Source organism: Streptomyces sp. NPDC006529 (assembly GCF_040611795.1).
In the GTDB taxonomy this organism is placed as follows: domain Bacteria; phylum Actinomycetota; class Actinomycetes; order Streptomycetales; family Streptomycetaceae; genus Streptomyces.
In genome coordinates this window covers 98,387-111,930 of the sequence record NZ_JBEXPB010000016.1, presented here as the reverse complement: position 1 = coordinate 111,930, position 13,544 = coordinate 98,387, and the positions used below count along the sequence as shown (strand labels likewise).

Sequence of the window (13,544 nt, the reverse complement as noted above, 5' to 3'; positions counted from 1 at the left end):
GACGCCCTCGGCAGCCCGGCCCGGCGCGCCGCCGCCGGCCCCGGACTCCGGGGCCGGCGGCGGCGCGCCGCTCGGGCGCTTCCTCGCCAAGGCCGCCGCCGTCACCGCCGGGCTCACCGCCGCCGGAGCCGTCTTCGGGCTGTTCCGGGACCAGACCATCGCGCACCTCTTCGGCGCCGGGCACGACAGCGACGCCTTCCTGATCGCCTGGACCGTGCCCGAAATGGCCTCGACCCTGCTGATCGAGGACGCCATGGCGCTGCTGATGGTGCCCGCCTTCAGCCACGCGCTGGCCCGGCGCGCGGCCGGGCGCGACGGGCTGACCCGCAAGGAGGCGCGCGCCCAGGACCCCGTACGGCTGCTGGTCGGAGCGACCCTGCCGCGGCTCGCCGTGCTGCTGGCCGCCGTGGCCTGCGTCCTCGTCGTCGCCGCGCCGCTCGTCGTCGCCGTGCTCGCCCCGGGCCTGCCGGATCCCGGACTCGCGGTCCAGTGCACCCGGCTGACCGCGCTCACCGTGCTCGGCTTCGGCATCGCGGGCTACTTCAGCGCCGCCCTGCGCGCCCACCGCTCCTTCGTGCCCCCGGCCGCGATCTACGTCGCGTACAACATCGGGATCATCGGCGGGATGCTGGCCCTGCACGCCCTGTGGGGGGTGCGGGCGGCGGCCTTCGGCGTCGCCGTCGGCGGGCTGCTCATGGTCCTCGTGCAACTGCCCGCCTTCATCCGCCACGTCGGCTTCGGCCCGCCCCGCGCCCGGGGCGCGAGCCGCCGCCGGCAGCGCCGCGACCGGCCCACCCTCATCGCCTTCGGCGTGATCGCCCCCGTCGTCTTCTTCGCGGTCTTCCGCCAGTCCCAGGTGCTGGTCGAGCGGTTCCTCGCCGCCTCCCTGCCGCCCGGCGCGATCTCGCACCTGAACTACGCGCAGAAGGTCGCGCAGATGCCGATGGTGCTCTCCCTGATGATCTGCACGGTCACCTTCCCGGTGGTCGCGCAGGCCATGGCGGACGGTGAACGCGAAAAGGCCCGCCGCCGCGTCGAACAGGACCTCGCGCTCGCCTCGCTCGCCGTCCTCATGGGCACCGCGCTCGTCATCGGGTACGCGCCCCAGATCATCCAGGTCCTCTTCGAACGCGGCGCGTTCACCCACCGGGACACCCTCGCCACCGCCTCCGTGATGCGCGTCTACGGCATCGGACTGCTCGGCCACTGCCTCGTCGGGGCGCTGAGCCGGCCCTTCTTCTCGACCGCCCGGCCCACCTGGTTCCCGGCGCTCGCGATGGGCGCCGGACTGCTCGTCAACATCGTGGCGGGGGCCTTCGCGGTCGGCCCGTGGGGGATCTACGGGATCGCCGCCGCCAACGCCGCCGGCATCACCGCCACCGCGGCCCTGCTGCTCACCGGACTCGGCTCGCGGATCGTCCCGATCCAGCTCCGCCGGGTCGCCACCAGCATCGGACGGCTCTGCGTCGCCGCCGCCGCGGCCTGCGGGACCGGCTGGATCGCCGGGCCGATGATCCCCGACCCCCTGCTCAGCGCAGCGCTCGGCGCGCTGCTGGTCCCGGCCATGTTCGGAGCCTCCGGCATGGCCATACGGGCGGTGGAGATCACCGCCCTGCCCGCTCTGATCAACCAGAGGTTCCGTCATGTCCGCTGACACCGACACGGCGCCCGCCGCCGCGGCGGCTCCCGCCCGCAAGGCCGGCCCCGGCTCCCCGTGGGTCCTCATGTACCACTCGGTGACCGCCTTCACCGATCCCGCCGAGGACCCGTACGGCATCACCGTCACCCCCGACACCCTGGACGCCCAGCTGCGGTGGCTGCGCTCGCGCGGGCTGCGCGGGGTCTCGGTCGGCGAACTGCTGCGGGCCCGCGCGCGCGGCCGCGCCGCCGGACTGGTCGGCCTGACCTTCGACGACGGCTACACCGACTTCCTCACCCACGCGCTGCCGCTGCTGCGGCGGCACGGCTGCACGGCGACCCTCTTCGTGCTGCCCGGGCGCCTCGGCGTGGACAACGTGTGGGACCCGCTGGGCCCGCGCAAGCCGCTGCTGAGCGCCGAGGGGATCCGCGCGGTGGCCGGGGCCGGTCAGGAGATCGGCTCGCACGGGCTGCTCCACCAGCACCTGACCGACGTACCCGACGACGTCCTCCAGCAGGAACTGCGCGGCAGTCGCGAACTGCTGCGGGAGCTGACCGGGACCCTGCCCGAAGGGTTCTGCTACCCGTACGGATCCATCGACCGGCGGGTCGTCGAGGCGACCCGGGCCGCCGGGTACCGGTACGCGTGCGCCATCGCCCCCGGCGCGCTCACGGGCCCCTACGCGCTGCCCCGCACCCACGTCAGCCAGGCGGACGGCGCGGCCCGGCTGCGGATCAAGCGGCTGCGCCACCGGATCGCCGGACTGCGGCGGGCGGTGCGCCCGTGAAGACGCTCAAGGCACTGCACATCATCACCGGACTCGGGGTCGGCGGCGCCGAACAGCAGCTGCGGCTGCTGCTGCGCCACCTGCCGATGCGCTGCGACGTGCTGACCCTGACCAATCCCGGGCCGGTCGCCGAGGGGCTGCGGGCGGACGGGGTCCGCGTGGTCCACCTGGGCATGCGCGGCAACCGGGACCTGGGGGCGCTGCCGCGCCTGGTGAAGTTCATCCGGCGCGGCGAGTACGACCTGGTGCACACCCACCTCTACCGGGCGTGCGTGTACGGGCGGCTCGCGGCCCGCATCGCGGGCGTCGGCGCGACCGTGGCCACCGAACACTCCCTCGGCGCGGCCGAGATGGAGGGCCGTCCGCTGTCGGGCGGGGTACGGGCGCTGTACCTGGCGAGCGAGCGGCTCGGCGCGGCGACGGTCGCGGTGTCGGACACGGTCGCGGCGCGGCTGGAGAGCTGGGGGATCCCCGCGGCCCGCGTGCACGTCGTACCCAACGGGATCGAGGCGGTCCGCTTCCGCTTCGACGCGTCGGTGCGCCGGGCCACCCGCGGCCGCACCGGCCTGCCGGAACGCGCGTTCGTGGTCGGCGGGGTCGGGCGCCTCGTCCCCGGCAAGCGGTTCGACGTCCTGGTGCGCGCGGTCGCCGCGCTGCCCGGCGCCCACCTCCTGCTGGCCGGGGACGGGCCCGAGCGGCCCGCCCTGCGGCGGCTCGCCGCCGAACTGGGCGCGCAGCACCGGATCCACCTGCTGGGCGAACGCGACCCGCTCGGCGACAGCGCCGACGGCCGCACCCCCGGGATCCCGGCGCTGCTCGCCGCCATGGACGTCTTCGTCTCCCCCTCGCGGGAGGAGGCGTTCGGGCTGGCGGTGGTCGAGGCGCTGGCCGCCGGACTGCCGGTGCTGCACGTCACCTGCCCGGCGATCGACGACCTGCCCGCGAACCAGGCCCCCGGAGCCCGCCGGATCGGGCCCGGCCAGGAGGAACTGACCGCCGCCCTGCGCGGCCACATGGAGGCCGGCGCGCGCCGGCTGCCCCCGCCGCCGGTGGTCCGCCGCTACGACATCGCGCGCAGCGCGGAACAGCTCCTGCACGTCTACGCCCAGGCCCTCGGCCCCGCCCGACGCCCGCTCCCCGGCGCCGCCGGGACCGCGACGGCCGCGCCCGCGCGGGCCGCCGACCCCGTCTGACACCCACCACCGGCCCCGCAGACCGCGGGGACCGGGAACCGACCTCCCCTCCACGAGGAAGTGAGCACGCACATGGCCGAGACCCCCGACCACACGACGTCCGACCGCACGCCGGACAAGGACCCGGCGCCCCGCGGGCGCCGGGGGCACCGCGTGCGGGGGCGGCTGCGGCCGCTGCCCGCCTGCGCCCTGCTGGGCCTGGCCGCGGGCGGTGTGTACGGGGTGCTGAAGGCCCCCGAGTACGCCGCGACCAGCTATGTCGTCGCCGTCCCGGACGACACGACCGAACCGGCCACCGCCCTCGGCTTCGCCCAGGCCTACGCCCGCATCGCGACCAGCAACTCGACCCTCGCCTACGCGCAGCCCCGCGCGGGCCTCGGCGTCGAGCAGCTGCGCGCGCAGGTCCGCGCGGAGACCTCGCCCGAGTCCCCGATGATCGCCATCACCGGCACCTCCCGGTCCGCGAGCGGCGCCGCCGACATCGCCAACGCGGTCGCCGACGCGCTGTCCCTGACCAGCAACCAGGCCGCCAAGAACACCGGCGTGCAGCTGCTGCTGTTCAACCAGGCCGTCGCCCCCACCGACCCCGCCTCGCCGTCCGCCCCGCTCAGCGGCGCCGTCGGCCTGTGCGCGGGCGGGCTGATCGGCGGCCTGTGGATGCTGGCCCGGCCCGGTCGCGGGCGCCGTCAGGACGGGGCCGCCGCGGCCGGCGCCGCGCACCCGGAGCCGGGCTACGTGACCTCGCTGCCCGCCCAGGGCGAGGCCGCCGACGCCGCCGCCTCCGCGAAGGAGAAGGAGCCGGTGCGATGAGCGCGGGCTCCACCGGGGCCCTGACGGTGACGCTGTGCCGGGACCCCCGGCAGTTCGCCGCGCTGGAGGAGCCGTGGAACCGGCTCGTGCGCGGCTGCCCCACCGCCACCCCCTTCCAGACCCACGCCTGGCTGCACTCCTGGTGGCTGTCGTACGGCCGGGACGGCCGGCTGCGCGTCGTCCTGGTGCGGCGCGGGGACGAGCTGGTCGGCGCGGCCGCGCTGATGCTCGTCCACCGGCCGCTGCCGCTGCTCGTCCCGCTCGGCGGGGGCATCACCGACTACTTCGACGTGCTGCTCGACGCGCGGTACGCCGACCAGGTCGTCCCCGCGCTCGCGCACGGCCTGCACCGGGCCGCCCGCGGCGCGGTGGTCGACCTGCGCGAGGTACGCCCGGGGGCCGCCGCCGAGCGGCTGTACGAGCAGTGGCCCGGCGCGCGGGCCCGGCTGGCCGACTCCACCTGCATGGAACTGCCCGTGCTGCCCTTCGACGAGCTGGTCAAGCGGATGCCGAAGGCGGGCGCCCAGCGGGTGCGCGCCAAGCTCCGCAAGACCGACGCGGCGGGCATCGAGGAACGCGAGGTCACCGAGCAGGAAGTGCCGCGCGCGGTGCGGACCCTGCTGCGCCTGCACGAGAAGCAGTGGCGCGGCCGCGGGGTCACCCCCGAGCACCTCAAGCCGCGCTTCGCCGAGCACCTGACCCGGGCGACCCGGCGGATGGTGCGGTGCGGGGAGGGACGGCTGACGGAGTTCCGGCTGGAGGGCAAGGTGGTGGCCGCGAACGTCACGCTGCTGTCGGCGGGGCTGAGCGGCGGCTACCTGTACGGGGCCGACCCCGGGCTGCGGGACCGGAAGGTGGACGTGGCGACCCTGCTGCTGCGGCACGAGACGGGGCGGGCGCTCGCGGAGGGCCGCCCGGTGGTCAGCTTCCTGCGCGGGTCCGAACCGTACAAGAACCACTGGCGGCCGGAAGTCGTGGTCAACCAGCGGTTCCTGCTGGCCACCGGCCCGCTCACGCCCCTGCTGCGCCTGCACGAGTCGCAGGTCGCGGGGCGCGAGCGGGCGGTGGAGGTCCTGCGCGAGACCCTGCCCGCCGCCCGGGACTGGCGGGCCCGGCTGAACGACCTGCGCGTCCGGTGACGCCGGTCCCGCCGCCGAGCCCGCTCCCGCGGCCGCCGCTAGAACGGCCACCAGGTGGCGTCGTCACCCAGGTCGATCTTGAAGCAGACCGCCTGCTTGCCGACGAGCTTGGACAGCCACTCGCCGAAGTTGACCGGCAGGCACCACTCGCGCTGCGGCACGGCCGGCGGCTTCGGAGCCGGCGGCTTGACCGGCGTGGGCACCGGTGCGGGCACCGGCCGGGTCGGGGACGCCTCGGGGAGCGGGACGGCCGGGGACGGCGGGACGGGACTGGGTTGGACGGGACCGGGGGACGCGGGCTCCGGCAAGGGGGATTCGACCGGTGCCTCGGGGCTGGGGACCACGGGGCTCGGTGCCACGGGGCTGGGTGCCACGGGGCTCGGTGCCACGGGGCTGGGCACGACCGGCGACGGGACCAGCGGCGACGGCTCCGCGACGGGGCTCGGGACCACGGGCGACGGCACGACGGGGCTCGGGACCGCGGGGCTCGGGACCGCGGGGCTCGGGACCGCGGGGCTCGGGACCTGGGGCGTGGGGACCTGCGGGGTCGGGATCTGCGGGGTCGGGACGGAGGGTGTCGGGACCACCGGGGTCGGCACCACGGGCGTCGGGACGACCGGCGTCGGGACCACGGGCGTCGGCAGCGGGTCCGGCTTGGCGGACAGCGCGTCCCGGAACACCCGGGAGGAGCGCGGGTTCTGCTTGCACTGCCACACGCCGTGCGGGCAGTAGTCGGTGATGGTGTGGTAGACGGGCTTGTGCTGCTCGATCCACCGCAGCATCCGCCGCACGTACTCCGGGTTGTCCCCCTGACGGAACAGCCCCCACTCCGGGTACGAGATCTCCTTGCCGTGTGCTTTCGCGAAGTCGACGTGCTGCTGGAGCCCGTACGGCTGGCTCACCTGCTCGTCGAAGGTGCGGCCGGGAGCCTGGTCGTACGAGTCCATCCCGATGATGTCGACGACGTCGTCACCGGGGTAGCAGGAGGTCCAGCCGATCGCGTCCGCACCCCGGTTCGGCGCGAAGTCGAACCTGAACTTCTGGCCGGGCACCGAGCGCATCGCGGCCACGACGCGCTTCCAGTACGTCTTCCAGCCCTCCGGGTCGGGCCCGCAGCGGTGCGTGTAGGTGGTGCCGTTCATCTCCCAGCCGAGCACGACGACGGTGTCCGGCACCCCGAGGGAGACCAGCCGCTCGGCCAGTTTCCTGAAGTGCTCGTCGTGGTCACCGTTCGCGCCGGCGCGGATCAGCCGGGCCACCTGGTAGTCCGGGATCCGGCCCTCGTTGCGCTCCTGCATGGGCACGTTGAGGACGAACACCCGGTCCTTGTCCGCCCGGCGCCAGTCGGCCCAGTCCGCCAGGAAGTCGGTGCCCTCGATGTTCGACCACCGGTCGCCGGGCAGGTAGGTGTGCCCGACCCGGATCTCCCGGCCGCCGAGCCAGCGGGACAGCAGCGGGATCCGCGCCACGCCCGACGGGCCGTAGTCGAGGTAGGCGCCCATCGCGATGCCGGATCCGCCGGCCTTCTCGTCCTCGGGCGCCGCGAGCGCGGCGCCGGTGGCGAGCAGCCCGGCCGTGACCGTACCGATGCAGGTGCTCACCAATCTGCGGTGTGGTCTGGACATGGCGTCTCCCGAGCTTGCCCGAATCGGTGTTCCTACCAAAGACGTTAGGCATCACATCTGACGAATGGCCTGTCCGGTGGCCGCAGCGTAGGCCATTCGCAGGTGCGCACCCTCTCCGCTTGGTCCGACTAGGTGAAAGACACCGTTTCCATGCACGCGTTCGCCCACCATGTGCCCGCCGTTCTGCTCAGACTCGACCGGAATCCGTTCCACCACGGAACCCTCGGCGCCGTCAGATCCCTTGGGCGCAAGGGCGTGGAGGTCCATGCCGTCGTCGAGACCGGGGGAGGTCCCATGGGCCGGTCGCGCTATCTGCGCGCGGTGCACCCCGGCCCCTCCGGCGGGGTGGACCCGGAGCGCCCCGAGGCGCTGCTGGAGTGCCTGACCCGGGTCGCGGAGCGGATCGGCCGTCCCGCCGTGCTCGTCGCCATGGACGACCTGAGCGCCATCGCGGTCTCACGGCTCGCGCCGGCGCTCCGGGACCGGTTCCGGATCCCCCATCAGCCGGACGGCCTGCCCGCCCGGGTGGCCGACAAGGCCGAGCTGGCGCGGCTCTGCGCGCGCTGGGAGATCCCGCACCCGGAGACGGTGGTCCCGGCCGGCGCGGCCGAGGCTGCGGAGGCCGCCTGGCGGCTCGGCCTGCCGGTGGTCGCCAAGTGGAGCCGCCCCTGGCTGCTGCCCCCGGGCGCCGGGCTGCGCAGCACCACGCTCGTGCACACCGCCGCCGAGGCGCGACGGCTGTACGAGCGGACCGCGGAGGCCGGAAGTCCGCTGCTGCTCCAGCGGTTCCTGCCCGCCGGAGCGGACACGGACTGGTTCTTCCACGGCTGCTTCGCCAGGGGCGGGCACCCGCTGCTCGCCGGTTCCGGGCGCAAGGAACTGTCGTGGCCGGTGCGTACGGGGCTGACGGCGATGGGGCGTTGGCTGCCCGACCCGGCGGTCGAGGAGGCGGGGCTGCGGCTCGCGGAACGGCTCGGCTACCACGGGATCCTGGACCTGGACTTCCGGCGCGACGAGCGGGGCTGCTTCCGGCTGGTGGACTTCAACCCCCGGCCCGGCGCGCAGTTCCGGCTTTTCACCGACGAGGCCGGGCTGGACGTCGTACAGGCGCTCTACCTGGACCTGACGGGGCAACGGGTGCCGGAGCCGGTGGGTGGTCCGGGGCGGGTGTTCCTCGCGGAGAACTACGCGCTGCTGGCGGCCCTGCGGGGTCCGCTGGTGCGGGGGGACGGGGGTGCGGTGACCGGGGCGGCCGGTTCGGCCGGGTCGGACGCCCCGGGGACTTCGGCCGGTGCGCAGAACGCGGCCGGTTCGGCCGGGGCGGTCCCGCCCGGGGAAGCGACCGCGGGAGGCGGAGCCGGTGGTGCGCCCCGGGTCGCCGGGCAGCGGGTGCGGTCCGGCGGTCCGGCGCGGCCGGGGCCCTCGCGCTCGGTGCCGTCGGGCGGGCGGGGGCAGGTCGAGCTGGCCTGGTTCGCCGCCGACGACGTGCTGCCGTTCCTCGCGATGGTCGCCGCGTTCCTGGGGCGCGGCGCAGGCAAGGGGGCGCGCGGGGCGTGGCGCACGCTGAGCGGTGTCCCCGCGCGCGGTCGGCGCACGGCGCGCGCCGCGGCCCGCACTCCCCGCCAGCGCGGCGGACCCGCCCTGCCGTCCCCGCCCGGCGCCCCGGACCCGGCCGGGCCCACGGAACCGGCCGAACCGGACGGGCTGGTGACCCGGTGACGCGGTGACGCGGTGACCCGGTGGGCGGACCGGTGGCCGCAGGACCGGGCCGCCGGGATCCGGCGCACCAGCAGGGCCCCGGACCCCGGGTGCGGCCGTACGCCGCGACACGCAGGAGACCCGTAAGACCGCATGACCGGTACGCCGGTACGAGAGTGGAGCGACAGCCGTGAAGCGCATGGAGGATCTCGTGGTGGTCGGCGCGGGCCCGTACGGGCTGTCGGTCGCCGCGCACGCGGCGGCCGCCGGGCTCGACGTACGGGTGCTCGGGCGCCCGATGGCCTCCTGGCGGGACCACATGCCCGAGGGCATGTACCTGAAGTCGGAGCCGTGGTCCTCGAACCTGTCCGCGCCGGGCGGGCGGTACGCCCTGGCCGACTACTGCGCCACCCTCGGCACGGCGGCGGACCACGGAACTCCGCTGCCGATCGGGACGTTCAGCGCGTACGGGCTCTGGTTCGCCCGGCAGGCCGCACCTCCCGTGGAGGAGGTGACGGTCACCGAGGTCGCCCCGCACGGGAGCGGCTTCCGGATCAGCACGGCGCAGGGCGAGCCGCTGCTGGCCCGGACGGTCGCGCTCGCCGTCGGCGTGATGCCCTTCGTGAACCATCCCGCCGCGCTGCGCGAGCTGCCCCCTACGCACTACTCGCACAGCAGCGACCACCGCGACCTGACCTGGTTCGCGGGCCAGGAGGTCGCGGTGCTCGGCGCGGGCCAGGCCGCGCTGGAGACGGCCGCCCTGCTGGCCGAGGCGGGGGCCCGCCCCTGCCTGGTCGCCCGGCGTCCGCGGCTGAACTGGAACACCCTGCCCCAGCCGCTGGAGCGCCCCCTGTCGCACGCGCTGCGGGACCCGCACAGCGGCCTCGGCACCGGCTGGCGCAGCTGGGCCTGGTCGGAGCTGCCCTGGGCGGTGCGCCGGCTGCCCGCCCGGACCCGGGCGCGGATCGCGGCCACCGAACTGGGCCCGGCGGGGGCCTGGTGGCTGCGGGACCGCTTCGAGGGCCGGGTCCCCGCGCTGCTGGGCCACGCCCTGCACCGGGCGGTGCCGGCCGGTTCCCGGACCCGGCTGGGGCTGACCACCGCCGCCGGCGAGTCGGTGGTGCTGGACGTCGCCCACGTGATCGCGGCGACCGGGTTCCGGCCGGGGCTGGGGCGGCTGGGGCTGCTGGACGCCGGGCTGCGCTCGGCGGTCGCGACGCTCGCCCCCGCGGCGGCGCCGGACGGGGATCCGGCCGACGGGGCGGGTGCGCCCGGGCTGAGCGCGTGCTTCGAGTCCTCCTACCCGGGACTGTTCTTCGCGGGACTGCTCACGGCTCCCTCATTCGGCCCTTCCATGCGATTCGTGCACGGTGCGGGCTTCACGGCGGGGAGACTGGTGGGAGGAGTCCGCAAGCGCCTGCGCGCCCAGGGCCCGCTGCCGGGCTCCGCCGGTACCGGCGCCGCCCTGCGGGGTCCGGGCGCCGGGCGTCAGAAGACCTATCCGCTGTGAGAGGGGTCCGCGATGAGCCCGGAGAGCGCACAGGGCCGGGGCTGGGTACGCATCCCGGCGAGCCGGGCGGAGCAGTCCGCCGGGCCGGGTCACGCCCGTACGGCGAGGACGCCGCAGTCCGCGCACACCGATCAGCCGACGATCTACCTTTCCCTCGTCAAGCGCTGGCAGGAGGCCGGACGCACCCTTCCGGGGCATCCTGACGAGGAGTGGGAGAGGCTGATCTCCCAGCCGTGCTGGCCCGGCCGATAGGGGGTGTGACGCGTGGCAGCGGCGGAGCACGACGCCCCGGAACCGGACGTGATCAGCGCCTCGGACCGGCTGGCCCTGAACGGAATGGGCAGCTTCGAGTGGGACCTGGACACCGGCTCCCTCCTCCTGGACCCGGCCGGCATGGGGGTCTTCGACCTGGAACCGGCCGAGTTCGACGACACCCCCGAGGGCCTGGGGGTGCGGATCCCGGCCGATGACGGCGCCCGCCTGGCGGACGCCGTCCAGGCGGCCCTGGAGAGCGGCGAGGAGACGTACGGCTCCTACTTCACGGTGCAGCGGCGCGACGGCCGCGACCAGTGGACCCACACCCAGGGCCGGGTGCTGCGGCATTCGGACGGGCGCCCCCGGCGGATCGTGGGGATCGTCCGGGACGCGACCGCCGAGCTGGCCCACGCCACGCTGCTGCGCAGGCTGGAGGCGGCGCGCGCCAAGCAGACCACGATCGTCCAGCGCACCACGGAGGCGCTGTCGCGGGCGGTGACGGTGGACGACGTCACGGCCACCCTGACCGGCGCGGGCGCGCTGGAGCGGCTCGGCGCGGAGGGGCTGGCGCTGGGGCTGGTGGAGAACGGCGCCATGAAGATCATCGCGCTGAGCGGGGAGACGCTGGAGATCCTCAGCGAGCGCAAGTTCACCCGGTTGGACGGATCGCTGCCGCTGTCTCAGACGGTCCTGACGCGCAAGGCGCGCTTCGTCACCGACCTCGGCGAGCTGGCGGCCGAGTTCCCGCTCTTCGCGCCCTACCTCGGCCGGATCCGGTTCACCGCCGCGGCCTACCTGCCGCTGATCGCGCAGGCCAAGGCGATCGGCGGGCTCGTGCTCTTCTACCGGCGGCGCAGCGAGTTCAGCCCCGAGGAGCAGAACCTGTGCCTGGGCCTGGCGGGCATCGTCGCCCAGTCGCTCCAGCGGGCACTGCTCTTCGACCAGGAGCGCGAGTTCGCCACCGGCCTCCAGGCCGCCATGCTGCCCCGGCGGATCCCGGAGATCACGGGCGGCGAGATCGCCGTGCGCTACCACTCCGCGTGGAGCGGCCGCGAGGTCGGCGGGGACTGGTACGACGTGATCGCGCTGCCGCGGGACCGGGTCGGGATCGTCGTCGGCGACGTCCAGGGCCACGACACGCACGCGGCGGCGATCATGGGCCAGCTGCGGATCGCCCTGCGGGCGTACGCGGGGGAGGGTCACCCGCCCTCCACCGTCCTCGCGCGGGCCTCGCGCTTCCTGGCCGAGCTGGACACCGAACGCTTCGCCACCTGCACGTACGCCCAGGTCGACCTGGAGACGGGCGGTGTCCGGGCGGTGCGCGCCGGGCACCTGGGCCCGCTGATCCGGCACACCGACGGCCGGACCGGCTGGCCGAACCTGCGCGGCGGCCTCCCGCTGGGCCTGGCCTCGGTCTTCGAGCAGGAGGACTTCCCCGAGACCCGGCTCGACCTGGTCCCCGGCGAGACGCTGGTGCTGTGCACGGACGGCCTGGTGGAGGAGCCCGGCACGGCGATCACCGCCGGCATGGAGGCACTGGCGCACGCGGTGCGCACCGGCCCCCAGGAGTCGGGCGCGCTCGCCGACCACCTGCTGGACCGGCTGTGGGAGCGCTGGGGATCGGGGGACGACGTGGCCCTGCTGGTGCTGCGCCGGGCCCCCGACCCGGGGACGCGCCGCGCGCCGCGGATCCACCAGTACGTCCACCAGGCGGATCCCGAGGGGCTCTCGGAGGCCCGCTACGCGCTGCGTCAGGCGCTGCGCGACTGGGGGGTGCCGGAGCTGGCCGACGACGTGGAGCTGGCCGCGGGGGAGCTGCTGGTCAACGCGCTGCTGCACACCGACGGCGGCGCGGTGCTGACGATGGAGGTGCTGCCGGAACCGGTCCGCCGGATCCGGCTGTGGGTCAAGGACCGCTCCAGCGTGTGGCCGCGGCGGCGGACCCCGGGGGAGGCGGCGACGACGGGGCGCGGGCTGCTGCTCGTGGACGCGCTGGCCACGCACTGGGGCGTGGAGTCCCGGGGTGACGGCAAGGCGGTGTGGTGCGAGTTCGACGCCGCCGTCGACCCGCGGTGACCGGGGCGTCACGCCGAGTTGTGGGCGGGGCCGGTTCGGGTGATGATCCGGGCATGGAACGGATGCGGCGGTGGGGGCTCGTACTGCTGGCGGTGCTGGTGCTCGCCGTGATCGCGGCCGGTGCGCCGGCGGTCGCGGACTGGACGGCGGGCCGCGCGCACGCGGCGCCGGAGTGCCGGTCCGCGGCCTTCATGTCGATGACCGGCGCGGCGCCCGACTGCCGGTAGCGGCGGCTACCGGGCCGTCCGGGCCGTGGGCCGGCCGTGACCGGTCGCCCCGTCAGCGGGCCTGGATCGTGAGGGGCTGCGTGTGCTCGGCGAGGGTGGTCCGCGAGACCGCGGTCGGCAGCAGGTGCGCGCCGTGGACGCGGGCGACGGTCAGCTCGGCGGTGGCCTCGGCCGCCCCGGCGTGGAAGCCCTGGCCCGCGATCCCCATCGTGCCGGTGACGGACCACTCGTGGGCCGCGCCGTCGCAGGTGGCCTCGCCCGCGGTCATGCCGAGCCGGTTGCCGTCCTGGCGGACCCGGGTCTGGATCTGCACTCCCTCGGGTGACCCGGGCTCGCAGCGGTAGACCCCGGAAAGGGTGACCCGGCCGTCTTCGGACAACTGCGCCCGGTCTTTCACGACAATCGCATTGGCGCGGGAATCGGCACTCGCGGGCACGGCGCAGGCGGCGGTGGCGGCCAGCGCGGAGAGCGCCGCGACGGCGATGCGGGAAACGGGCAGGCCCATCGTTCCTCCAGGTGGATGCGGGCGGTGGATTCCGCCGGAACGCATTGTGCAGGTCACCCGGCGCCATCCGCTTCCACCGA

General features: G+C 75.6%; 12 protein-coding genes. 10 read left to right on the top strand and 2 right to left on the bottom strand.

Annotation, left to right across the window (positions count from 1 at the left end; translation table 11 throughout):
- The 5 genes from ABZY31_RS14865 to ABZY31_RS14845 form a co-directional block, all read left to right on the top strand.
- Window positions 1-1,654, top strand: a 1,654-nt coding sequence (locus ABZY31_RS14865; protein ID WP_356409511.1) for a lipid II flippase MurJ, incomplete at its 5' end; no start/stop codon positions are given.
- Window positions 1,644-2,426: a polysaccharide deacetylase family protein gene (locus ABZY31_RS14860; RefSeq protein WP_356409508.1), complete on the top strand. Its 783-nt coding sequence runs from the start codon at window positions 1,644-1,646 to the stop codon at window positions 2,424-2,426. The genes ABZY31_RS14865 and ABZY31_RS14860, both read left to right, overlap by 11 nt.
- Window positions 2,423-3,619 (top strand): glycosyltransferase, encoded by a 1,197-nt coding sequence (locus ABZY31_RS14855; RefSeq protein WP_356409505.1) that lies wholly within the window; start codon window positions 2,423-2,425, stop codon window positions 3,617-3,619. Before ABZY31_RS14860 ends, ABZY31_RS14855 begins: the two co-directional genes overlap by 4 nt.
- A gap of 60 nt (window positions 3,620-3,679) precedes the next feature.
- A complete protein-coding gene (locus ABZY31_RS14850) occupies window positions 3,680-4,429 on the top strand; it encodes a lipopolysaccharide biosynthesis protein (RefSeq protein WP_356409503.1) in 750 nt (249 codons plus the stop codon).
- On the top strand, window positions 4,426-5,568 hold the full coding sequence (locus tag ABZY31_RS14845) for a GNAT family N-acetyltransferase (RefSeq protein WP_356409500.1): 1,143 nt from the start codon (window positions 4,426-4,428) through the stop codon (window positions 5,566-5,568). Before ABZY31_RS14850 ends, ABZY31_RS14845 begins: the two co-directional genes overlap by 4 nt.
- Before the next feature lie 38 nt (window positions 5,569-5,606).
- Here the strand turns inward: ABZY31_RS14845 and ABZY31_RS14840 are convergent, their stop codons facing one another.
- Window positions 5,607-7,193, bottom strand: a complete 1,587-nt coding sequence (locus ABZY31_RS14840; protein WP_356409497.1) for a glycosyl hydrolase — start codon at window positions 7,191-7,193, stop codon at window positions 5,607-5,609.
- A gap of 150 nt (window positions 7,194-7,343) precedes the next feature.
- Here ABZY31_RS14840 and ABZY31_RS14835 point away from each other — a divergent pair, with 150 nt between their 5' ends.
- From ABZY31_RS14835 to ABZY31_RS14815, 5 genes are all read left to right on the top strand, one after another.
- The gene (locus ABZY31_RS14835; RefSeq protein ID WP_356409494.1) at window positions 7,344-8,912 is read left to right on the top strand and encodes an ATP-grasp domain-containing protein; all 1,569 of its coding nucleotides are present in this window, start codon (window positions 7,344-7,346) and stop codon (window positions 8,910-8,912) included.
- A 178-nt stretch (window positions 8,913-9,090) separates the two neighbouring features.
- A complete protein-coding gene (locus ABZY31_RS14830) occupies window positions 9,091-10,401 on the top strand; it encodes an NAD(P)-binding domain-containing protein (RefSeq protein WP_356409549.1) in 1,311 nt (436 codons plus the stop codon).
- Between the two features lie 12 nt (window positions 10,402-10,413).
- The gene (locus tag ABZY31_RS14825) at window positions 10,414-10,653 is read left to right on the top strand and encodes a hypothetical protein (protein WP_356409491.1); all 240 of its coding nucleotides are present in this window, start codon (window positions 10,414-10,416) and stop codon (window positions 10,651-10,653) included.
- Window positions 10,654-10,665: 12 nt separating this feature from the next.
- Window positions 10,666-12,732 (top strand): SpoIIE family protein phosphatase, encoded by a 2,067-nt coding sequence (locus ABZY31_RS14820; RefSeq protein ID WP_356409488.1) that lies wholly within the window; start codon window positions 10,666-10,668, stop codon window positions 12,730-12,732.
- Window positions 12,733-12,785: 53 nt separating this feature from the next.
- Entirely contained in the window at window positions 12,786-12,959 is a 174-nt protein-coding gene (locus ABZY31_RS14815) for a hypothetical protein (RefSeq protein ID WP_356409485.1), read from the top strand.
- Window positions 12,960-13,011: 52 nt separating this feature from the next.
- Here ABZY31_RS14815 and ABZY31_RS14810 read toward each other — a convergent pair whose 3' ends face one another.
- Window positions 13,012-13,464, bottom strand: coding sequence for a DUF6299 family protein (locus tag ABZY31_RS14810; protein ID WP_356409482.1), 453 nt, complete (start codon window positions 13,462-13,464; stop codon window positions 13,012-13,014).
- Window positions 13,465-13,544: the final 80 nt, after the last annotated feature.

Coding starts and splice junctions, on each gene's coding strand:
- ABZY31_RS14825 (WP_356409491.1), top strand. CDS start 10,414: ATGAGCCCGGAGAGCGCACAGGGCCGGGGCTGGGTACGCATCCCGGCG.
- ABZY31_RS14860 (WP_356409508.1), top strand. CDS start 1,644: ATGTCCGCTGACACCGACACGGCGCCCGCCGCCGCGGCGGCTCCCGCC.
- ABZY31_RS14815 (WP_356409485.1), top strand. CDS start 12,786: ATGGAACGGATGCGGCGGTGGGGGCTCGTACTGCTGGCGGTGCTGGTG.
- ABZY31_RS14845 (WP_356409500.1), top strand. CDS start 4,426: ATGAGCGCGGGCTCCACCGGGGCCCTGACGGTGACGCTGTGCCGGGAC.
- ABZY31_RS14810 (WP_356409482.1), bottom strand. CDS start 13,464: ATGGGCCTGCCCGTTTCCCGCATCGCCGTCGCGGCGCTCTCCGCGCTG.
- ABZY31_RS14840 (WP_356409497.1), bottom strand. CDS start 7,193: ATGTCCAGACCACACCGCAGATTGGTGAGCACCTGCATCGGTACGGTC.
- ABZY31_RS14830 (WP_356409549.1), top strand. CDS start 9,091: ATGGAGGATCTCGTGGTGGTCGGCGCGGGCCCGTACGGGCTGTCGGTC.
- ABZY31_RS14835 (WP_356409494.1), top strand. CDS start 7,344: ATGCACGCGTTCGCCCACCATGTGCCCGCCGTTCTGCTCAGACTCGAC.